Origin of the sequence: Bacillus cereus group sp. BfR-BA-01524 (assembly GCF_022662595.1) — a bacterium.
GTDB lineage: Bacteria > Bacillota > Bacilli > Bacillales > Bacillaceae_G > Bacillus_A > Bacillus_A thuringiensis_S.
In genome coordinates, this window is record NZ_JAKUDW010000015.1 from 66,327 (window position 1) to 87,468 (window position 21,142).

Below are 21,142 nucleotides of genomic sequence, written 5' to 3' on the forward strand. Positions count from 1 at the left end.
CACACGAATATCTTTCTTTCTTAGCTCATACATATGTACAAACTGTATACAACTGTTTCTATTGAAATTAGCTTAACGAAAGAAAGGAGACAGTATGAAGAATAGACGTGTAGAAGAAATTAAAAAGCGGATTGCAAAAAGGAAGGCCGAGCAAGAAAGGATGGAGGAAGAGCAGTATTTTACCGGAGGGAATTTTGATAGCGAAACAGTATTTATTGAAGATGGAGAAAAGGAAATGCATCCTTTATTTCGAAAGGAAGTCTTTTTCTTCAAAGTTTTATTATCAGTAATATTAGTTCTTTCGGTTGCTATTTTATATAAGAATGCTCCTTCTTCATTCAATGGAGCTAAAGCTGTTACAGAAAAAGTGATGAAAGAGGAATTTCAGTTTGCTACTGTAGCGAAATGGTACGAAAAGCAATTTGGAAAACCGCTCGTATTCTATTCGCCGAACGAGAAAAAAGAAGGAAGTATTCAGCAAAAAGATTATGCAATTCCTGCTTCTGGAAAGGTAATGCAAGGGTTTCAAAAAAATGGCCAAGGTGTATTTGTCCAAACAGCTACAAATGCAACAGTTGAGTCAGTGAATGAAGGATTAGTTGTTTTTGCGGGTAAGAAAGAGGAACTTGGAAATACAGTTCAAATTCAACATGCAGATGGTACGGAGTCATGGTATGCAAACTTAAACGATATGTCAGTGAAATTATATGATTACGTTTCAAAAAAACAAAAAATTGGAACGGTGAGTAATGATACAAATGATAAAAATGGAAAGTTTTATTTTGCGATAAAAAAGAATGAAAAATTTATTGATCCGATCCAGGTGATATCATTTGATTAAATATAGGGACGTTTTAACGAAAATTTCCGTGCATCCATTATTTTGGGTTATTATTGTCATTGGTATTTTTACTGCACGTTTTAAAGAATTACTACTGTTATTTTGTATCGTTCTTATTCATGAACTTGGGCATGCTTTTGCAGCAGCACACTATAATTGGCGTATAAAAAGAATTCAGCTTTTGCCGTTTGGTGGTGTCGCCGAGCTTGAGGAACATGGTAATAAGTCATTGAAAGAGGAACTTGTTGTCGTAATTGCAGGACCGATTCAACATGTTTGGATGATGCTGGTAGGTTATATGTTGTTTGAAGCCGGTTGGCTGAATGCAGATTTATATTATTTCTTTATGTGGAATAATATAATTATTTTAGCGTTTAATTTACTCCCTATTTGGCCGTTAGATGGCGGGAAAGTATTGTTTAATATACTATCATATCGTTTTCCTTATTTACAAGCACATGAAAAGATGATGAAATTGTCATGTGTTTTTTTTGGTGTAATATTAGGATGGCAGTTGCTCTGGAATAGTAACAATATTATGATGTGGGTACTACTCATATTTTTGGCAGTGTCGTTATATCAAGAGTGGAAACAAAGACGGTATGCATTTATGCGTTTTTTATTAGAACGTTATTATGGAAATAAAAGAGGGATTGAAAAGATTGCACCTATTGAAGTGCAATCAGAAGATCATTTATATAAGATATTCACAAAATTTCGTAGAGGATATAAGCATTCTATTATCGTCCGTGGAAAATATAAAGAGCATTACACATTGGATGAAAATGAATTGCTCTATGCATATTTTACTGAAAAACGAACAACTTCATCAGTTGAAGAATTAATCGGTTAGTGTTGACGATAGCACTAACCTTTTATTATTGTAAAAGCAAAGAAGATTATAAAGTGAGGAAATAATTTTGAAAACGTTATATGTGAATTACGCTGGTTCGGAAAAGCGCGTTGCAATTGAAGAGAAGAACAAGATTGTTGAGTTTTTATGGAAACGTAATGAAGAGCAAGAAATTGTTGGGCATATTTATGTTGGACGTATCGTAAGAACAATTGCTGGAATGAACGCAGCTTTTGTAAACATCGGTTTAGAAAAACATGCGTATCTTTCATACGATGATGTACCAGCTTCTTATCGTATACATGAAGGGCAAGCGATACTCATACAAGTTGTGAAAGAGGCAATTGATACGAAAGGGCCTAAATTGACAGCGAATATAGAATTTACCGGGAAATATGTCGTTTATATGCCGTTTGATGAGATGCGAGCTGTTTCTCGGAAAATAAAAAATAATAAAAGAAGACAACAGTTACTTGAAATTGAAGTAGAAGGAACGGGAGGTTACATTTTCCGCTCTGCCTCTGAAAAAGGGGAAATTGAAGAAATACAAGCTGAAATGCAAGGGTTACAACAGTTGTATGAAGAGTTAAAAAGAAAAGAGGATCAAGGAAAGGCGCCGTTATTACTTCATCGACCGGCGACCTTTTTAGATCGTGTATTTCAAGAGAACCCAATTGAAACAATTGAAAAAGTAGTTGTAGATACAAGAAGTATAGTAAAAGAATTAGAAGACAAAGTTGGAAAAGAAAAAGTATCTTTTTATAATGAAAAGTCTTCGATGTTTAACCATTTTGGAATAGAGCGTGAAATTGAGAAAGCACTCCAAAAAATTGTGTGGCTTCCAAATGGTGCTTATTTAATTGTAGAGCAAATGGAGACGATGACTGTAATTGATGTGAATACGGGCAAGTTTACTGGAAAACAAAATTTACAAGATACAGTACTTCGCACAAATGAGATGGCAGCTGAAGAAATTGCACGCCAATTAAGACTTCGTGATATTGGTGGTATGATATTAATTGATTTTATTAATATGAAAAAAAGAGAAGATAAAGAAAAGGTAAGAGAATGTCTCATAGCTGCTATGAAAGATGATCGTACTTATACAAGAGTGCTTGGATTTACTGAGTTAGGAATTTTGGAGATGACACGAAAACGTAAAAAACATTCTTTACGTGACGTATTACTAGAAGAGTGTGTATCTTGCAAAGCGACGGGTTATGTAATGTCGTATGAAACAATTGCGTATGAGCTAGAGAGAGAATTAATCACATATGGCAACATAGAGGATGAGGCAGTATTAATCGCTGCGCCTAAAGAACTGCAAAAACAATTTTTGCAAAAAGAATTACAAAAAAATATTCCATTTGAAATTTATTTCAAAGATGATATTATCGAAAAGTACGCTATTATCCGTTTTGGAAGTAAAAAAGAAATTGTAGAACGGAAAAAATAGTTAGTAGAAGATTCATTGACAATACTCAATGAATTATGGTAACATCTTTATGTTATAGTTTATAGCACCTAAACGGCTATATGCTACAACCGCACAAGACAGGTTCCCTAAAGGCATTTATGTCTACCTCGTTTTTGGCGAGTCTTAGTAATTAAGAGGAGGTGCAAGTATGTACGCAATTATCGAAACAGGTGGAAAACAAATTAAAGTTGAAGCTGGTCAAGCAATCTACATTGAAAAATTAGATGTTGAAGCTGGTGAAACTGTTACTTTTGACAAAGTTCTTTTCGTTGGTGGCGAAAACGTTAAAGTTGGTAGCCCAGTTGTAGAAGGTGCAACAGTTACTGCGAAAGTTGAAAAACAAGGTCGCGCTAAGAAAATCATCGTTTTCAAATACAAAGCGAAAAAGAACAATCGTAAGAAACAAGGTCATCGTCAACCTTACACTAAGCTAGTTGTTGAAGCTATCAACGCTTAATTCTGGTTAACATGATTAAAATTACGATAAGTCGCACGAAATTAGGAAGTATCCAATCATTTAAAATGACTGGACATGCCGATTATGCGCCACATGGACAAGACCTTGTCTGTGCTGGAACTACAGCGGTTGTGTTTGGTTCTATAAATGCAGTGGAAGAACTTTGTAATGTGCAGGCAACTATTGAACTCGGAAGTGATGGCGGATTCTTAACGTATGAATTGCCTAATGATTTAGACGTTCATGCAGCAGAAAAAGCACAGATACTTTTAGAAGGATTGGTTGTTTCGCTTAAGACGATCGAACTTGATTACGGAAAGTATATCCGTTTAATAGAAAAAGTGCAGGAGGTGTAACGTATGTTAAGATTAGATCTTCAGTTTTTCGCATCTAAGAAAGGTGTAGGTAGTACAAAGAACGGTCGTGACTCTCAGTCAAAACGTCTTGGTGCTAAACGCGCAGATGGTCAAACGGTTTCAGGTGGTTCAATTCTTTACCGTCAACGCGGTACAAAAATTTATCCAGGTGTTAACGTTGGTCGTGGTGGCGATGACACTTTATACGCGAAAGTTGACGGCGTAGTACGCTTTGAGCGTCTTGGCCGTGACCGCAAACAAGTGAGCGTATATCCTGTTGCTCAAGAAGCATAAGAACTCACGGAAAACTCTAACCTGAGTGCAGGTTAGAGTTTTTCTATATTAAGGGGTATCTAAATGAATGAAAAATGGACAATTATAGATGCATTGCGCCATTCAAGACATGATTGGCTCAATCGTATGCAGATGGTGAAAGGAAACCTTTCACTTGGAAAAGTGGAAGAAATTCATAGTCTCATCGATCGTTTTGTCCAAGAAGCGAGACAAGAATCCAATCTGATGGGGTTATCAATGCCTTTATTTTCAGAGTGGATTTTAACATATAATTGGAAACAGCAGCCGTGCTTATTGGAGTACGAAGTATTAGGGAAATTACATAACTTATCTCACTTAGATGAGACTGTATGTACATGGACGAATCAATTTTTCTCAATGCTTCAGCATAGTTTAGACGTATATGTTGAAAATTATGTTTGTATCACAATTGAATGTGACGCGGAGAATGCTCGTTTCTTTTTTGATTTTCGTGGTAAGCTAACGAGTGTAGAAGAACTACAGAATTGGCTTGCGACCCAAAACAATAAATGGTATTCCATTTCTTATACAGTGCGAGACGAAGAAGTCTCAGTTATATTACAACCAATTGAAAAAAGTGTGGTGAAATAATGTTTGTAGATCAGGTCAAGATATATGTAAAAGGCGGCGACGGTGGTAACGGTATGGTTGCGTATCGTCGTGAGAAGTATGTTCCTAAAGGTGGCCCAGCAGGTGGCGACGGCGGTAAAGGTGCAGATGTTGTTTTCGTAGTTGAGGAAGGCTTACGTACATTAATGGACTTCCGCTACCAACGTCATTTCAAAGCTGATCGCGGTCAGCACGGAATGAGTAAAGGTCAGCACGGACGTAAATCTGAAGATTTAATCGTAAAGGTTCCACCAGGAACAATAGTAAAAGATGAAAAAACTGGTCAAATTCTTGCCGATTTAGTAACGCATGAACAAACTGCTGTAATCGCAAGAGGTGGCCGAGGTGGCCGTGGTAACTCACGTTTCGCAACAGCTACGAACCCAGCACCAGAAATCGCTGAGAACGGAGAACCAGGTCAAGAACGTGATGTCATTCTAGAACTTAAAGTACTAGCAGATGTTGGACTTGTTGGATTCCCAAGTGTAGGTAAATCTACATTATTATCTGTTGTATCATCAGCACGTCCGAAAATTGCAGAGTATCACTTTACAACAATCGTTCCGAATCTTGGTGTTGTTGAAACTGGTGATAACCGCAGCTTCGTGATGGCTGACCTTCCTGGACTAATTGAAGGCGCACATGCTGGCGTTGGACTTGGACACCAATTCTTACGTCATATCGAGCGTACACGTGTAATTGTACATGTTATTGATATGTCTGGTTTAGAAGGCCGTGAGCCATATGAAGATTATGTTACAATCAATAATGAATTAAAAGAATACAATATGCGTTTAACAGAGCGTCCACAAGTTGTTGTAGCAAACAAAATGGATATGCCAGATGCAGAAGAGAACTTACAAGCATTTAAAGAGAAAGTGGGAGACGAAGTAAAAATCTTCCCAATCTCAGCTGTAACGAAACAAGGTGTTCGTGATTTACTATTTGAAGTAGCGAACTTATTAGAAACAACACCAGAATTCCCAATGTACGATGTTGTCGAAGAGTCTGAAGCAAGTGTAATGTATAAATTTGATGCTGAAAGTCTTAAATTTGAAATTACACGTGAAAGTGACGGCACGTTTGTTATTTCTGGTTACGATATCGAGAAGACATTCAAAATGACAGACTTCTCACGTGATGAGTCTATACGTCGTTTCGCTCGCCAAATGCGTGGAATGGGTATTGATGAAGCGCTTCGTGCACGTGGTGCAAAAGACGGAGATATTGTAAAAATTCTTGAATATGAATTTGAATTTATCGACTAAGACTGCCGAAATAGGGCAGTCTTTTTTTTATATCGTAAAAATCAGATTTATATAGGAAAAAATCCCCACTAATTAAATTTTCAATTTATAATAAAAAGGGGAGTGGTTTTAGAAGAATTCTTTTATGGGGAGAAAACGAACATGTATAAAATATTAATTGTAGAAGATGATGAGAAAATCGCGGGAATATTAGAAGAGCATTTAGAAAGGTATGGCTATCAATTATTTAGAGCAAGTGATTTACGTCATATAAAAGATGAGTTTGTAAAAGTAAATCCTCATCTCGTGTTACTTGATATTAATTTACCGTACTTTGACGGTTTTTATTGGTGTCGTCAAATTCGTACTGTATCGAATGCGCCGATTATTTTTGTTTCTGCAAGAACAGGGGAAATGGATCAAGTAATGGCGATTGAAAATGGCGGGGATGATTATATTACGAAGCCATTCCATTTAGATATCGTAATGGCAAAGGTGAAGAGTGCACTTCGCCGTGGTTATGGAGAGTATGCTTCTGCTGCTGAGAGTGATTGTTTAGGTGTAAATGGACTGTTGTTATTCCCGTCCCAGCATATTGTTGAGTGGCAGGGACAACAAACTGAACTGACAAAAAATGAGTTTTACTTATTAGAGTGTTTAATGAAACAGGTGAATCAATATGTAACGCGCGAAGAACTGTTAGAAGCCCTATGGGATGAAGTAGCATTTGTGGATGATAATACATTAACCGTAAATGTAAAACGTGTAAGGAAGAAGCTAGAGGAGCTAGGCATTAAAAATGCAATTGTAACGAAACGTGGATATGGTTATGCGCTTCTTACAGAGTGGGGCGAAGGGCATGAAGGTTAAAAATTACCTTATGGACCGCTTTTCTTTAATTCTTTCTTATATTGTTAGCCTTTGTTTATTTGGGCTCGTTTTGCAGTTGCAAAGTCTTTTAGAAAAGAAATCCATTGATTGGAGTACGTGGTTATATGGACTTTTGTTAGGAACAGTTGTGTTTACTGTATACCTCATTTACGATTATCGAAAACGGAGTGTGTTTTTAAAGAGGATCCAAAAGTATGTTAATGGCGGAAATACATTACATGACTCTTTACTTATTGATGAATCTTATACATTAGAGCAAGAAATGGTCGTTGAATCTTTTACGTTATTAAGACAGCAATATATGAATGAAGTTCATAAACAGCATGCGAAAGAGCAACAGCAAATGATATTTATGAACCAATGGATTCACCAAATGAAAACACCAGTATCTGTTATTGAATTATTGTTGCAGAAGTTTGGCAAGGAGCATCGTGAGGCAAGAGCAACAGTTGAAAGTATTCGTGAAGAAAATAACCGTATACTAAATGGTTTAGATTTAGCGTTACATATGGCAAGGCTAGAGCAGTTCGCGAAGGATTATAAAGTAGAAGTAGTAAATGTTATAGATGTCGTGCGAGGTATTATTAATGAAAATCGAAAATCCTTCATTCAATCGTCTGTATTTCCGAAAGTGATGTTTGAAGAAGATACTTGTATGGTTGCATCTGATAGAAAATGGCTGAGTATTGCTATAGGTCAAATTGTTGTAAACGCAATCAAGTATACAAAAATTTCAGCGGCAGAGAAAAAAGAAATTCAATTTCAAATTGAAGAGAAAAATCAAAAGGTGTTATTACATATTAAGGACAATGGAATTGGTATTCCAGAGCAAGACGTAAAGCGCATATTTGATCCATTCTTTACGGGAATAAATGGACGTAAAACGAGAGAAGCGACTGGGATGGGCTTATATATTACGAAGGAAATTTGCGATAATTTACATCATGGAATGTGTGTTCAATCGGCTGAAGGAGAAGGGACAACATTCACGTTCCAATTTGCAAAAGATGAAGAATATCATACATTAATGAGAAAAATGACAAAACTGTAAGATAACAAAACGTTTTGTAAGGGAAATCACTCGTTTCTTTTTCTTATTTTTCTTATAGTAAATGTAAGAAGAAAACGCATAGGGGGATTAGAAATGAGTGTTCTTGAAGTAAAAGGATTAACAAAGGTGTATCAATCGAAAGGTTCAGTAGCGACGACTGCTTTAAATGATATAAATTTTAAAATAGAAGAAGGCGAATTTGTAGGGATTATGGGTCCTTCAGGAAGCGGGAAAACAACGCTTTTAAATTTATTAGCAACAATCGATAAGCAAACTTCAGGTCATGTGCTTGTAAATGGAGAAGAAATTAATCAAATGCGTGCTGCAAAATTAGCAGAGTTTCGCCGTACACATTTAGGATTCATCTTCCAAGATTTTAACTTACTTGATACGTTATCCATTAAAGAAAACATCATTTTACCGCTTGTAATGGCGAAGAAATCTGTAAATGAAATCGATGCGAAAGTGCTTGAGATTGCGAAGTTTTTAAACATCGAAGAAATTTTAAATAAAAAAGTATACGAAGTATCTGGGGGACAACAACAACGTGCAGCAGCAGCGAGAGCAATCATTCATGAACCGACATTAATTTTAGCAGATGAGCCAACTGGAAACTTAGACTCAAAGTCAGCGAAATCGCTAATGGGCGCTCTGCAAGATTTACACGAGCAAAAGAAAGTAACGATTGCAATGGTTACGCACGATCCAGTAGCGGCTAGTTATTGTGAACGTATCCTTTTCATACGAGATGGAGAAATTTTCTCGGAAATACATAAAGGAAGAACGAAACAAGCCTTTTTCCAAGAAATTCTGGACGTACTTGCGATGCTAGGAGGAGAGTATCATGAACTTTCGCCAGCTCGCGCTTAATAACGTAAAAGGAAATTGGCGTAACTATAAAGCGTTTCTTATAAGTAGTTGTTTATCGATTGTCGTATTTTTCATGTATGCTTCTTTTATTTATCATCCAGATGTCGTAAGCGGTAATATTAGTATGAGGACGATGATTACAAAAGGATTAGAATCGATGAATTATATTGTGGTCATCTTCTCGGCACTCTTTATTTTATATGCAAATTCAACGTTTTTACGAGCAAGAAAAAAAGAGTTTGGTCTACTAACATTAATAGGCGGAACGAAATCGCAGCTCGGCCGAATGATTATATTAGAGCAACTGATGTTAGGTAGTATTGCAATTGTAGTTGGTATTGGGGCTGGAATGCTTTGTTCAAAATTATTTTTCCAAGCGTTAAGCGTATTATTGAAAATAGATAAGACACTTCCACTCGTTTGGAATAGTAAAGCAATTCTTATTACAGCTGGTGTATACTTTATTCTATTTTTAATCCTATCGTTGTTTAGTGTTTGGACAGTCGGACGCTTGCAAATTATTGATTTATTAAGAGAAGCAAGAAAGCAAAAAGTAGAGCCGTTTGCATTTACATGGTTATGTGTAGTTGGTATAGGATGTATTATTGCTGCGTATGTACTTAGCTTCCAAGTAACATTTATGAATTTTATCATTCTGTTTTTACCGATTGTAGGGCTGACGATAGGCGGAACTTATTTGCTATTTACACAAGGTAGTACAGTCGTATTAAAAGCATTGCAAAAAAGAAAAAAATCTTTTTATACATACCCAAATATGTTCGTCCTTAGTAACCTTATTTATAAAATGAAAGATAATGCTCGTTTTCTATTTGTAATTTCTATTATTACGGCGGTTGTATCCTCGGCAGTTGGCACGCTTTACGTATATTTTGAAAATTTGAGTGCGAAAACGGTAGAACTTACACCACACGCTATTTCATATGAGGAAAAGGGGTTAAATACGCATAGCCTTATTAATGAAGAAAAGGTACAGGAGCTTGTGAAGAGACGTGGGTTTGAAGATGCACGAAAAGTAACCTACGTTAAACTACCGGCAACACAGAAAATAACGTTGTTTAATAGTGAACATGAAGTACCGATGACGATTATTTCAGAAAAAGAATATAATACGGAAGTGCGCAAACAAAAGAGAGAGCAACCTACAGAAGTTCATAATGCACCAGGTAGTGCAACAATGGTTATGGTTGATATGTCAAATGAACTGATGAAGATAGACCGCACGAAACCGTATGAATTTACAATTAACGGACAAAAGCAGTCTGTTCAATTAAATAATCCAACGCAGTATTCTGTTTTTAATGATAATGAATATCTCGTTTTAAATGATCAAGATTTTGAGAAATATGCAAAACTCGTACCAGATGAAGAAAAGACGAAATATTACGGTTATTATATTGAGGATTGGAAAAGTACAGAAGATCTTGTATTAGATTTGAAAAATGAAATTGCACCAGAAAAGCAAGGAGAATTGAGAAATTCAGTGTTTGCGTATAAGGATATAAGAGAAGGTGGAGCAATTACAATGTTCATCGGTTTCTTCGTAGCGGTACTGTTCTTCTTCTTCGCTTGTAGTATGACATACTTTAAATGGTTTAACGATAAAGAACAAGATCGTATTCAATTTAAATCGTTAAAGAGAATCGGTATGACAGATAAAGAAATTCGCAAAATTGCGATTCGACAAATGGGAGTTATCTTCTTTATACCAATTTTAATCGGTTCCATTCATAGTGGATTTGCTCTTCATACGTTAGGGAAAATGCTTTATATTGATTTGTGGAAATCAGGTGCGCTTGTAATTGGAGCATACATTTTAGCTTCTGCCATTTACTTTATGATCGCGCAAAGAGGATATTTAAAACACGTAAAAAGCTAGGGGAACCTCTAGCTTTTTGCCTATGTAGTAAGTTACAGGAGGACGATAGATGAACATTCGGCAACTAGCGCTGCAAAATATAAAAGGAAATTGGCGTAATTATAAAGTGTTTTTCTTAAGTAGTTGTTTTGCAATATTTGCATCTTTTGCATATATGTCTGTTATTGTACATCCGTATATGCAAGAGACGATGTGGTATCAAAACGTACGCTGGGGACTTATCATATGTAACATTATAATTATTTCTTTTTTCGTCATATTTATTTTGTACTCTACTTCTATTTTCATAGAAGCACGTAAGAAAGAATTAGGACTATATATGTTAATGGGAGCAACGAAGTCTAACGTAATAGGAGTAATTATGACCGAGCAAATATTAATTGGAATTTTTGCTAATATTTTCGGTATAGGGCTGGGCATGATCTTTTTAAAGCTCTTCTTCATGGTGTTTAGTATGTTACTGGGGCTTCCGAAAGAACTCCCTGTTATATTTGACGTAAGTGCGATTGGTGTAACATTTATTACATATATGGTCGTTTTTATTCTGTTATCTTTTATAAGTGCTTTACGTATATGGAATATAAAAATCATTCGGTTATTGAAAGAATTTCGAACAGATAAAAAAGAGAAGAAAACATCAAAGTGGCTTTGTTTATTCGGTTTTGCTTGTTTAGTGGGCGGGTATGCGTTGGCGCTACAAGTGACGATGGCTACGATAGCAATATGCTTTTTCCCTGTGTCTATACTTGTCTTTTTCGGAACGTACTTTTCTTTTACACACGGTACAATCCAATTGTTAGAAATGATTAAACGAAATAAAAAGATTATGTATACATATCCGTATTTATTTATAGTGAATCAATTGTCACATCGAATGAAGGAAAATGGTCGCTTTTTCTTTCTGATGTCTATGGCAACGACATTTGTAGTTACGGCAACAGGTACGGTGTTCTTGTATTTTTCTAGCATGCAGGATATGTGGCGAACTGGAGGGGTACACTCGTTTTCGTACATAGAAAAAGGTATTTCTACTTATGAAGTCTTTGAAGAAGGTGCGGTTGAAAAATTACTGAATCAATATGGGTATGATGATTTTCAATATATGAGTTTTGTTGGAGTGTATGCATCCTTTCAGTCTAATAAAGGAGAAACAACAATAGCACCGCTTATAAAAGAAAGTGATTATAACCAAGAAGCGAGGAAACAAAAACAGAAAACATATCATCCTAAAAAAGGTACAGTGACACTCGTTTATTATAATAAATACAATAATTCGAATGTATATAATCAAAAAGAGATTCAATTGCAAGTAATGAATCAACCATATCAATTCGTATTTAACGGTCAGAAAGAAGGGGTTCAATTTAACTATCACCCTTCGTACATTAATGGTCTGTTCTTCGTTATGAATGATGAAGACTTTGACAATATAGCAGATAAGGTTCCTGATTCTGAAAAGATGATATATAGAGGCTACACATTATCAAATATCGAAAAGACGAAGAAATTGAATGAAGATTTACGGAAACATATGAAACAAGATAATAATAATGCATTTCGAAGTAATATGGAGTTATATGTAAGTATGAAAGAAGGCGGCGATATTACTCTATTTGTAGGCTCGTTTATTAGTATATTATTCTTTCTTACTTCATGTAGTATCGTGTATTTTAAATGGTTCCATAATATTGCATCGGACCGAAAGCAGTATGGTGCACTCTCTAAACTTGGAATGACGAAGGAAGAAGTATGGAAAATTTCTCGTTGGCAATTATGTATGCTATTTTTTGCGCCAATTATAGTAGGGAGTATGCATAGTGCAGTTGCGTTATATACGTTTCATAATACTTTCTTTATGGATGGATCATTAAAAAAAGTAGGCTTGTTCATTCTGTTTTATATCGTAGCATGTATCATTTATTTCTTCTTCGCTCAAAGAGAATATAAGAAACATTTAGACTAGCAAATGCTAGTCTTTTTTTAATATTCGAAATTTACATAGAAGAATATAAAAAAGTATGGTATAACAGTAAGAAAACGAAAAAGAGGGGAAAAGACGATGATTCGAGTAGGATATTTAGGACCAGAAGCAACATTTACAAATATGGCGGTGAGTCGTTTTTTTCCGGAAGCAGATCATGTACCGTATCGAACGATTCCAGATTGTATAGATGCAGCTGCAAATGAAAATGTAGACTTTGCAGTCGTACCGTTAGAAAATGCAATAGAAGGTTCAGTGAATATAACGGTTGATTATCTTGTACATGAGCAGCCACTTTCCATTGTAGGAGAAATTACAGTACCAATTCAGCAGCATTTACTTGTACATCCGCAGTATGCAGAAGTGTGGGATGAAGTATATGCGGTGCATTCTCATCCGCATGCCATTGCACAGTGCCATAAGTTTTTAAATGAAGAATTAAAAGGAGTAACTGTTCGAGATATGACATCCACAAGTGCCGCTGCGCAATATGTGAAAGAACATCCTGAAGAAAAAATTGCCGCTATTGCAAATGAAGCAGCTGCAGAAAAATACGGATTAACAATTGTAAGACGTAGCATTCATACGCATAAAAATAACCATACACGCTTCCTCATTCTCCATAAGAAAAAGAAAGCAATACTCCCGAATAACGGAGAAAACCGCGGAGAGAAAACGACGCTTATGATAACGTTACCTGCTGATTATGCAGGTGCCCTATATCAAGTGTTATCAGCTTTCGCATGGAGAAAATTAAACTTATCAAAAATCGAATCGCGTCCGATGAAAACAGGTCTTGGAAATTATTTTTTCTTAATCGATGTCGATAAAGCGTACGATGACGTATTATTGCCAGGTGTAACGATGGAACTTGAAGCGCTCGGTTTTTCTGTTACAGTGCTGGGGAGTTATTCTTCTTATTGGTTGTAAGATGTAGATGGAATATTGGTATTTGTCTAATCGTCAATATCATTTCAGTGTCTAGTGTATTTTTGGATAGATTAATAAAATCTCACCTGCAAAAGGTGGGATTCTTTATCCCGCTATTTGCCGGGCAGTAAGATCCCCACCTCAAAACTCAGCGAAAGCGAAGAAGTTAAGTGGGAATCGGGCTGCCCATAAAAGCCCGATTGGTGAGGGCTGATAATCAGTGGGGAATTAACAAAACCCCCACTGATTAAAGTTTCATTTTATTTTAACTTCGCAAGACGATCTTCTAACTGACCACGCCAAATATCAGCTAGTTCTGGGACAGCAAGAATTTTTTCAATGCCATCTTTATCTTTTCTATTATGAAAATAAATTTCGTTAGAGAACAAAACAGAAACATTGCTCGGTTGACGTTCTAGTAATGTAATTTTAGAATCTTTACGTACAGTACCTTCTTGAAGAACACGGCATAGGTAGCCAGTAAATCCAGTTGCTACAATGCGCGGCAGTATGCCAGGGATGCCAAGACGTTTTGAAATTGTGCTACAAGGAACGCGAGCTTGTGTCACTTGAATGATTGCTTCACCTAGTTGATATGTATCTCCGATGCAAACATCACGCTCTAACATATTTGTTACGGTAATGTTTTCGCCAAATGTGGAAGCTGGAAGCGTAGTTTGAAATTCCTCTTCCCATAGTGCGTAATGCTCGTGTGGGTACACACAAACAGCGCGATCAGGTCCCCCGTGATGTTTTAAATCCGCTACGTCATCACCAAGGAATCCGTCTTTTGAGAGAAAGGCCTCTTTTGTAGGATCTTTACATATACCTGTTATCATTTCTTTATCTTCGCCATATTTCATTTGTTTCGGTTTACCAGTACTAAAGTGAACGAGTTCAATTCCCATATGTGATCTCCTTTACGATTGATTACAATATTATAGCATTAAAAAAGCACAGAGAATTATAAAAACTCTGTGCTTTACATTAATAAACGAGAAATCCTGCTTTATCCAGTGCCTCACAAGCAGCATCTAATTTTTCTTTAGAATCTGCCTCGATTGTATGTAAGTGAATACCATCTGTTAGTTGTGAAAGATAGGAAGCATTTGTGTTTTCGATTTTTTGTAAATATTGCTCTACATCAAAGCGATTGCTTACCATAATGGATGCTGTTAAGTCACCGTATACAGGATGCTCAACTTTTACATCTTTAATCGTAACGCCGTGGTCAACAAGCATTGTAAGTTCCTGACGTACTTCCGCTGGTTTATGTTGGCATACGATTACGCGTTCGAAAGCTTGTTGTTTCTCTTGTGGTTTTAAATATAAATATCCTTGAGCAGTTGCAATAATCGGTTCGTTTCGTGCTTTAAGTAAGGAAATGTCTTGCACGATCACTTGTCGACTTACGTTTGTTTTTTTCGATAGTTCATTCCCAGATAACGGTTCATTTGCAGCAAGAAGCCACTGAAGGATAAGCTGTCGTCTTTCTTCGCCTAAAATCTTTTTTTGTTCATTTTGTTTCATTATGATTTAACACCTCTATAAAATTGATTTCCAATTGTGTGTAGTGCATGAATAGTAGTATCAATTTGATCTTTCGTTGTTTGTTGCCCGAAAGAGAAGCGGACATATTGTTTCGCCTCTTCATACGTTTTTCCAATTGCAAGCATTGTTTTCGAAGGTTCTTGTTTACCGACTTGGCAAGCACTTCCGGTGGAAATGGCAATACCATGGCGATTACATTCTAGCATTGTATATTGACCTTCTATTCCTTTTATTGTAACCCCAATAATATGTGGTAAACAAGAAGTAGAATGACCTTCTATTTGAATTTCTAGAGAAAGTGTTTGTAATCGCTCTAAAAAGTAGGATCGTAACTCTTTACAACGTAAGCTTTCTTCCTGTTGATAGTTTAATATATTCTCAGCAGCTGTTAAAAAAGATGCGATGCCAGGAACGTTTACTGTACCTGGGCGAAACCCTTTTTCGTGAGAAGTTCCCGGGAATATTTGTGCCCAGCGAACTTGCGGATTTATATAGCAAGCGCCGACACCTTTTGGTCCGTATATTTTATGTGCTGAAACAGAAAGACTATCAATTCCCATCTCAAAAACATTGATAGGAAGTTTACCAAATGTTTGCACACAATCCGAATGAAATAAAACGTTATATTTTTTTAACAGTGCCCCGATTTCTGCAATGTTTTGAACGGTTCCAATTTCAGAGTTTCCGTGCTGTATGCTTGCTAGCACAGTATCTTCTGTAATAGCTGCCTCTAAATCTACTAAACAAATGAGTCCACTTTTATCAATAGGAATTTCAGTGATCGTATAGCCTTTTGATTTTAGAGATTGAAAATAACTTCGAATGGATGCATGTTCCATAGGTGTCGTAATAATATGCTTCTTATTTCGGGCATTTAGAAGTGATTGAATCGCAAGATAGTTCGATTCCGATCCACCGCTTGTGAAAAATACTCCTTGTTCTTTGCCTCCAATCATTTCCGCAAATGTTTTTCGGCAAACTTGTAATAAAGAAGAAGCCGTTCCTCCAATATCATGTAAACTTTGTTCATTTCCGAAGTATTGCGACGCTGCTTTCATATATGTTTGTAACGCTTCCTCGCTCATAGGTGTAGTAGCTGCATAGTCAAGATATATCATCATGTAAGTTCCTCTCTCTCGTAAGAGTTACATTTCTTTTACTTTTTAAATGGTAGTGAAAATAAATTATAAAAAAACTCTTGTCATTATTTTAAAACTATGTAAATATAGGTGTCAAGACAGTTGAAAAGTGTAAAGTAGGAGGCAACAATTATGCCAAGTGCAGATGTCTTAATTATTGGAAGTGGCGTTGCGGCACTTCGTGTTGCAAAAGAGATTTGTCACGAAAAGAATGTGATTATTATCACAAAGGAGACGGAACGTAATAATAATACACATTTAGCTCAAGGTGGAATTGCCGCAGCGGTAGCTACATATGACAATCCTAATGATCATTTTGAAGATACGTTAGTAGCAGGGTGTCATTATAACAATGAAGAAGTGGTCCGTTATTTAGTCGAGGAAGGACCGAAAGAAATTAATAACCTTATTGAAAATGGAATGAAATTTGATGGAGATGAAACAGGTCCTCATCTTGGAAAAGAAGGAGCGCATCGAAAACGTCGTATTTTACATGCAGGTGGCGATGCAACAGGAAAGAATTTATTAGAGCATCTTATTCAAGAAGTAGCTCCAAACGTTACGGTAGTGGAACAGGAAATGGTGCTCGATTTTATTATAGAAAAAGATAAATGTGTTGGGGCTTTAACTCGCAACAATAAAGGAGAACTGAAACGTTACAATGCAGATTATACGGTGTTAGCTTCAGGCGGTATTGGCGGTTTATACGCCTTTACTTCTAATGATGAGACAATTACAGGCGATGGACTTGCAATGGTGTACCGTGCAGGCGGAGAGCTTGTAGATTTAGAGTTTATACAATTTCATCCGACGATGTTATACGCGGGTGGGCGTTGTTCCGGCCTCGTGTCCGAAGCTGTTCGCGGAGAAGGAGCTGTCCTTATAAATGGCAAAGGGCAGCGTTTTATGATGGATATACATTCCGAACAGGATTTAGCGCCTCGTGATGTAGTCGCAAGGGCTATTCATGAACAGCTACTTGCGGGTGAAAAAGTGTACTTAAACATCGAAATGATTCAAAACTTTGAACAACGCTTTCCGACCGTGTCATTGATATGTAAAACGAATGGAGTCGATATAAATAAAAACCTTATTCCAGTCGTGCCCGGTACTCATTTTCACATGGGTGGCGTGAAAACGAACTGTGATGGAGAGACGTCTATTCCGAACCTATACGCAGTCGGGGAAGTAGCTTGTAATGGGGTTCATGGTGCAAATAGATTAGCGAGTAATTCATTATTAGAAGGTCTTGTGTTTGGAGGAAGAATCGGAAGACACATTTTATCTAGAGAGACAAAAGAAAAGGTGAACATGCTAGCCGAAAAAGAAGCAAAGTTTATCGTTCTGAATCATTTACCGACGAAAGAAGAAATACAAAAATGCATGATGAAATATGTTGGGATTGTGCGAACAGAGCAAAGTTTATCTTATGCGAAGAGATGGCTTAGTAAGTACGGTGTTCGAAATATGATATTACAACATGATGTTCTTACGAATGAAGAGATAACGCTTATTAATATGTTAACAGTTTGTGAGCTTATAGTTGTGTCAGCCCTGCAAAGAGAAGAAAGTATTGGCGGGCATTACCGAAGTGATTATCCAGATAGAAATATAGGAAAGAAAGAGATTGTTCGAGTAAAGAGAAAACTACAACTTGTGTGATGAGGGGAAGAGGGGCTTTATGAACACGATAAAAGTTAAAGAAGCATTAAATAGATTTTTTTTAGAAGATATAGGAGAAAGAGATGTAACATCTCAGCTTATTTTTCCAGATAACTTACTTTCGAAAGGAACGTTTCTTGCGAAGGATACAGGGGTCTTTGCAGGACGTTTAGTAATTGAATCAGGATTTAAATTAATTGATGAGAGAATTGAAGTAGAGCTTCATAAAAAAGATGGGGATCTTGTAGAAAAAGGCGAAATCATTGCCACTGTGCAAGGGCCAATTGCATCGTTATTAACAGCAGAGCGCGTTATATTAAACGTTATTCAGCGTATGAGCGGAATAGCGACGATGACGCGTAAAGCGGTTCTTGCTTTAGATAGTAGCCATACTCGTATTTGTGATACGCGAAAAACGATGCCAGGACTACGTATGTTTGATAAGTATGCGGTCGTGTGTGGTGGTGGATTTAATCATCGTTTCGGTTTATATGATGGTGTCATGATTAAAGACAATCATATTGCGTTTGCTGGTTCTATTACAAAAGCTGTTACATCAGTGAAAGAAAAGTTAGGACATATGGTGAAAGTAGAAGTAGAAACAGAAACTGAGGAACAGGTGAGAGAGGCTGTTGCTGCTGGTGCGGATATTATTATGTTCGATAATCGTACGCCAGATGAAATCCGGGAGTTTTCGAAAATTGTACCGAGCGCTATCGTTACAGAAGCTTCAGGGGGCATCACAATTGAAGATTTATCGAAATACGGAAAAACAGGGGTAGATTATATTTCACTTGGAGCGTTAACACATTCAGTGAAAGCACTTGATATTAGTTTCAATATTGAAGGGTAAGGAAAGTGGCTTAGAGGGGGAGAAACGTATATGAGTATTTTAGAACAAGTACAGCCAATTGAAACGATGTTACCAGAGCGTTATTACACGATGTCAACGGAAGATATGGAAAAGCGTGTTCGTGAAATTAAAGAGAAGATGGGGAAAATGTTATTCATTCCAGGGCATCATTATCAAAAAGATGAAGTGGTACAATTTTCAGATGCAGCAGGGGATTCACTTCAGCTTGCGCAAGTTGCAGCGAGCAATAAAGACGCAAAATATATTGTGTTTTGCGGGGTGCACTTTATGGCGGAAACAGCAGATATGTTAACGACAGATGATCAAGTTGTCATCTTACCAGATATGCGTGCAGGTTGTTCGATGGCGGATATGGCAGATATTGAACAAACAGAAAGAGCATGGAAAGAGCTAAAGAAATTATTTGGAGATACGATGATTCCGTTAACATATGTGAACTCTACAGCTGCAATTAAAGCGTTTTGTGGTCGTAACGGAGGAGCAACAGTAACTTCTTCTAATGCAAAGCAAATGGTATCTTGGGCGTTTACTCAAAAAGAACGTCTCGTCTTTTTACCAGACCAACATTTAGGAAGAAATACAGCGTACGATTTAGGTATCCCGTTAGATAAAATGGCAGTATGGGACCCACACACAGATTCATTAGAGTACGATGGGGATATAGAAGAAATTCAAGTGATTTTATGGAAAGGGCATTGTTCTGTTCATCAAAATTTTACAGTGAAGAACATTGAGAGCGTACGAAAAAATCATCCTGATATGAATATTATTGTACATCCAGAATGTTGCTATGAAGTGGTAGCTGCTTCAGATTATGCAGGCTCAACGAAGTATATTATTGATATGATTGAATCAGCGCCATCTGGTAGCAAATGGGCGATTGGTACAGAAATGAATTTAGTGAACCGAATTATTCAGCAACATCCAGATAAAGAAATTGTTTCACTTAATCCATTTATGTGTCCATGCTTAACGATGAACCGAATTGATCTGCCTCACTTATTATGGGTACTTGAAACGATAGAAAGAGGAGCAGAAATTAACGTTATTAGCGTAGATAAACAAGTAACGGCAGAAGCGGTTCTTGCCTTAAATCGTATGTTAGAGCGTGTGTAAAGCAACGGTATTCCCGTTGCTTTTTTTCATACATATAATCATAACGAGAACAAAATGGGCATACATTGTTTTGAAGAAATCATTGTGGTTCTTTATGCTTATTCCACTTCGAATGATATTGAAAATCGAAGAAGTGCTAAAAGTGAAAAGAAGTTAATGTTATTTAGAAAGAGTTACTTCATGAGATTTGTTACTTATAGATAAGTTATACAGGAGGGGGAAAATTTGAAAATTCATATCGTGCAAAAAGGGGATACCCTTTGGAAAATTGCGAAAAAGTACGGAGTGGATTTTGATACGTTGAAAAAAACAAATACACAACTTAGTAATCCAGATTTAATTATGCCAGGTATGAAAATTAAAGTGCCATCCAAGAGTGTTCACATGAAACAACAGGCTGGGGCAGGCTCAGCGCATCCAAAGCAATACGTAAAAGAAGTGCAGCAAAAAGAATTTGCAGCAACACCAACTCCGCTTGGAATAGAAGATGAAGAAGAAGTTACGTATCAATCAGCACCAATTACACAGCAGCCAGCTATGCAACAAACACAAAAAGAAGTGCAGGTAAAACCGCAGAAGGAAATGCAGGTAAAGCCGCAAAAAGAAGTACAGGTGAAACCGCAAAAAGAGGTGCAAAAAGAACAGCCAATTCAAAAAGAGAAACCAGTTGAAAAACCGTCTGTTATTCAAAAACCACCTGTGATAGAAAAACAAAAACCGGCGGAAAAAGAAAACACGAAGTTTTCGGTAAATGTATTGCCACAGCCACCACAACCACCAATAAAACCGAAAAAAGAATATAAAATTTCAGATGTAATAAAAAAAGGAAGCGAGTTAATTGCTCCTCAAATTAGTAAAATGAAACCTAACAATATCATTTCTCCGCAAACGAAAAAAAACAATATAGTATCGCCGCAAGTGAAGAAAGAAAATGTAGGAAATATAGTATCGCCGCAAGTGAAGAAAGAAAATGTAGGAAATATAGTATCGCCGCAAGTGAAGAAAGAAAATGTAGGAAATATAGT

20 protein-coding genes, 1 pseudogene and 1 other annotated feature are annotated in these 21,142 nt (G+C 36.7%); of the genes and pseudogenes, 18 read left to right on the forward strand and 3 right to left on the reverse strand.

The genetic code is table 11. From position 1 onward, the window contains the following. Positions 1 to 94: 94 nt before the first annotated feature. From spoIVFA to pheA, 14 genes are all read left to right on the forward strand, one after another. Positions 95 to 841, forward strand: coding sequence for a stage IV sporulation protein SpoIVFA (gene spoIVFA / locus MR170_RS07590; protein WP_242307856.1), 747 nt, complete (start codon positions 95 to 97; stop codon positions 839 to 841). After that, the gene (gene spoIVFB, locus MR170_RS07595) at positions 834 to 1,694 is read left to right on the forward strand and encodes a stage IV sporulation intramembrane metalloprotease SpoIVFB (protein WP_016080180.1); all 861 of its coding nucleotides are present in this window, start codon (positions 834 to 836) and stop codon (positions 1,692 to 1,694) included. Before spoIVFA ends, spoIVFB begins: the two co-directional genes overlap by 8 nt. A 67-nt stretch (positions 1,695 to 1,761) precedes the next feature. Next, positions 1,762 to 3,150, forward strand: a complete 1,389-nt coding sequence (locus tag MR170_RS07600) for an Rne/Rng family ribonuclease (RefSeq protein WP_242307859.1) — start codon at positions 1,762 to 1,764, stop codon at positions 3,148 to 3,150. 77 nt (positions 3,151 to 3,227) lie between these two features. After that, positions 3,228 to 3,305 (forward strand) — a sequence feature (ribosomal protein L21 leader region). A gap of 14 nt (positions 3,306 to 3,319) precedes the next feature. After that, entirely contained in the window at positions 3,320 to 3,628 is a 309-nt protein-coding gene (gene rplU, locus MR170_RS07605) for a 50S ribosomal protein L21 (RefSeq protein ID WP_000270907.1), read from the forward strand. An 11-nt stretch (positions 3,629 to 3,639) separates the two neighbouring features. Further along, a complete protein-coding gene (locus MR170_RS07610; protein ID WP_002094147.1) occupies positions 3,640 to 3,984 on the forward strand; it encodes a ribosomal-processing cysteine protease Prp in 345 nt (114 codons plus the stop codon). 3 nt (positions 3,985 to 3,987) lie between these two features. Further along, entirely contained in the window at positions 3,988 to 4,278 is a 291-nt protein-coding gene (rpmA, locus tag MR170_RS07615; protein WP_000944957.1) for a 50S ribosomal protein L27, read from the forward strand. A gap of 63 nt (positions 4,279 to 4,341) precedes the next feature. After that, entirely contained in the window at positions 4,342 to 4,890 is a 549-nt protein-coding gene (locus tag MR170_RS07620) for a sporulation initiation phosphotransferase B (RefSeq protein ID WP_001003587.1), read from the forward strand. Continuing rightward, positions 4,890 to 6,176, forward strand: coding sequence for a GTPase ObgE (gene obgE, locus MR170_RS07625; protein WP_000497121.1), 1,287 nt, complete (start codon positions 4,890 to 4,892; stop codon positions 6,174 to 6,176). Before MR170_RS07620 ends, obgE begins: the two co-directional genes overlap by 1 nt. A gap of 141 nt (positions 6,177 to 6,317) precedes the next feature. After that, positions 6,318 to 7,025 carry a winged helix-turn-helix domain-containing protein gene (locus MR170_RS07630; RefSeq protein WP_242307861.1) on the forward strand — a complete coding sequence of 236 codons (708 nt, stop codon included), beginning with the start codon at positions 6,318 to 6,320 and terminating at the stop codon, positions 7,023 to 7,025. Next, positions 7,015 to 8,097: a HAMP domain-containing histidine kinase gene (locus MR170_RS07635; protein WP_029443364.1), complete on the forward strand. Its 1,083-nt coding sequence runs from the start codon at positions 7,015 to 7,017 to the stop codon at positions 8,095 to 8,097. The genes MR170_RS07630 and MR170_RS07635 overlap by 11 nt, the downstream gene beginning before the upstream one ends. 93 nt (positions 8,098 to 8,190) lie before the next feature. Then, a complete protein-coding gene (locus MR170_RS07640; RefSeq protein WP_000114529.1) occupies positions 8,191 to 8,967 on the forward strand; it encodes an ABC transporter ATP-binding protein in 777 nt (258 codons plus the stop codon). Then, positions 8,942 to 10,864 carry an FtsX-like permease family protein gene (locus MR170_RS07645; protein ID WP_242307864.1) on the forward strand — a complete coding sequence of 641 codons (1,923 nt, stop codon included), beginning with the start codon at positions 8,942 to 8,944 and terminating at the stop codon, positions 10,862 to 10,864. Before MR170_RS07640 ends, MR170_RS07645 begins: the two co-directional genes overlap by 26 nt. Before the next feature lie 49 nt (positions 10,865 to 10,913). Continuing rightward, positions 10,914 to 12,827: an ABC transporter permease gene (locus MR170_RS07650; RefSeq protein WP_242307867.1), complete on the forward strand. Its 1,914-nt coding sequence runs from the start codon at positions 10,914 to 10,916 to the stop codon at positions 12,825 to 12,827. A gap of 96 nt (positions 12,828 to 12,923) precedes the next feature. Next, positions 12,924 to 13,775, forward strand: a complete 852-nt coding sequence (pheA, locus tag MR170_RS07655) for a prephenate dehydratase (protein WP_242307869.1) — start codon at positions 12,924 to 12,926, stop codon at positions 13,773 to 13,775. Positions 13,776 to 14,035: 260 nt separating this feature from the next. Here the strand turns inward: pheA and MR170_RS07660 are convergent, their stop codons facing one another. The 3 genes from MR170_RS07660 to MR170_RS07670 all read right to left on the reverse strand — a co-directional run bounded on the left by MR170_RS07660 (position 14,036) and on the right by MR170_RS07670 (position 16,447). Next, positions 14,036 to 14,683 carry an MOSC domain-containing protein gene (locus MR170_RS07660; RefSeq protein WP_048564867.1) on the reverse strand — a complete coding sequence of 216 codons (648 nt, stop codon included), beginning with the start codon at positions 14,681 to 14,683 and terminating at the stop codon, positions 14,036 to 14,038. Between the two features lie 79 nt (positions 14,684 to 14,762). Further along, positions 14,763 to 15,305 (reverse strand): transcription repressor NadR, encoded by a 543-nt coding sequence (locus tag MR170_RS07665; protein ID WP_000812272.1) that lies wholly within the window; start codon positions 15,303 to 15,305, stop codon positions 14,763 to 14,765. Continuing rightward, a complete protein-coding gene (locus MR170_RS07670; RefSeq protein ID WP_242307871.1) occupies positions 15,305 to 16,447 on the reverse strand; it encodes an IscS subfamily cysteine desulfurase in 1,143 nt (380 codons plus the stop codon). Before MR170_RS07670 ends, MR170_RS07665 begins: the two co-directional genes overlap by 1 nt. Before the next feature lie 150 nt (positions 16,448 to 16,597). Here MR170_RS07670 and nadB point away from each other — a divergent pair, with 150 nt between their 5' ends. From nadB to exsA, 4 genes and pseudogenes are all read left to right on the forward strand, one after another. Further along, positions 16,598 to 18,127, forward strand: coding sequence for an L-aspartate oxidase (gene nadB / locus MR170_RS07675; RefSeq protein ID WP_242307873.1), 1,530 nt, complete (start codon positions 16,598 to 16,600; stop codon positions 18,125 to 18,127). Between the two features lie 19 nt (positions 18,128 to 18,146). Beyond that, entirely contained in the window at positions 18,147 to 18,980 is an 834-nt protein-coding gene (gene nadC, locus MR170_RS07680; RefSeq protein WP_029443359.1) for a carboxylating nicotinate-nucleotide diphosphorylase, read from the forward strand. A 30-nt stretch (positions 18,981 to 19,010) separates the two neighbouring features. Continuing rightward, positions 19,011 to 20,117 carry a quinolinate synthase NadA gene (nadA, locus tag MR170_RS07685; RefSeq protein WP_016080191.1) on the forward strand — a complete coding sequence of 369 codons (1,107 nt, stop codon included), beginning with the start codon at positions 19,011 to 19,013 and terminating at the stop codon, positions 20,115 to 20,117. 225 nt (positions 20,118 to 20,342) lie between these two features. After that, positions 20,343 to 21,142, forward strand: a pseudogene (exsA, locus tag MR170_RS07690) (spore coat assembly protein ExsA); the annotation flags it as partial.

Coding starts and splice junctions, on each gene's coding strand:
- spoIVFA (WP_242307856.1), top strand. CDS start 95: ATGAAGAATAGACGTGTAGAAGAAATTAAAAAGCGGATTGCAAAAAGG.
- rplU (WP_000270907.1), top strand. CDS start 3,320: ATGTACGCAATTATCGAAACAGGTGGAAAACAAATTAAAGTTGAAGCT.
- MR170_RS07610 (WP_002094147.1), top strand. CDS start 3,640: ATGATTAAAATTACGATAAGTCGCACGAAATTAGGAAGTATCCAATCA.
- rpmA (WP_000944957.1), top strand. CDS start 3,988: ATGTTAAGATTAGATCTTCAGTTTTTCGCATCTAAGAAAGGTGTAGGT.
- MR170_RS07620 (WP_001003587.1), top strand. CDS start 4,342: ATGAATGAAAAATGGACAATTATAGATGCATTGCGCCATTCAAGACAT.
- obgE (WP_000497121.1), top strand. CDS start 4,890: ATGTTTGTAGATCAGGTCAAGATATATGTAAAAGGCGGCGACGGTGGT.
- MR170_RS07630 (WP_242307861.1), top strand. CDS start 6,318: ATGTATAAAATATTAATTGTAGAAGATGATGAGAAAATCGCGGGAATA.
- MR170_RS07635 (WP_029443364.1), top strand. CDS start 7,015: ATGAAGGTTAAAAATTACCTTATGGACCGCTTTTCTTTAATTCTTTCT.
- MR170_RS07640 (WP_000114529.1), top strand. CDS start 8,191: ATGAGTGTTCTTGAAGTAAAAGGATTAACAAAGGTGTATCAATCGAAA.
- MR170_RS07645 (WP_242307864.1), top strand. CDS start 8,942: ATGAACTTTCGCCAGCTCGCGCTTAATAACGTAAAAGGAAATTGGCGT.
- MR170_RS07650 (WP_242307867.1), top strand. CDS start 10,914: ATGAACATTCGGCAACTAGCGCTGCAAAATATAAAAGGAAATTGGCGT.
- pheA (WP_242307869.1), top strand. CDS start 12,924: ATGATTCGAGTAGGATATTTAGGACCAGAAGCAACATTTACAAATATG.
- MR170_RS07660 (WP_048564867.1), bottom strand. CDS start 14,683: ATGGGAATTGAACTCGTTCACTTTAGTACTGGTAAACCGAAACAAATG.
- MR170_RS07665 (WP_000812272.1), bottom strand. CDS start 15,305: ATGAAACAAAATGAACAAAAAAAGATTTTAGGCGAAGAAAGACGACAG.
- MR170_RS07670 (WP_242307871.1), bottom strand. CDS start 16,447: ATGATGATATATCTTGACTATGCAGCTACTACACCTATGAGCGAGGAA.
- nadB (WP_242307873.1), top strand. CDS start 16,598: ATGCCAAGTGCAGATGTCTTAATTATTGGAAGTGGCGTTGCGGCACTT.
- nadC (WP_029443359.1), top strand. CDS start 18,147: ATGAACACGATAAAAGTTAAAGAAGCATTAAATAGATTTTTTTTAGAA.
- nadA (WP_016080191.1), top strand. CDS start 19,011: ATGAGTATTTTAGAACAAGTACAGCCAATTGAAACGATGTTACCAGAG.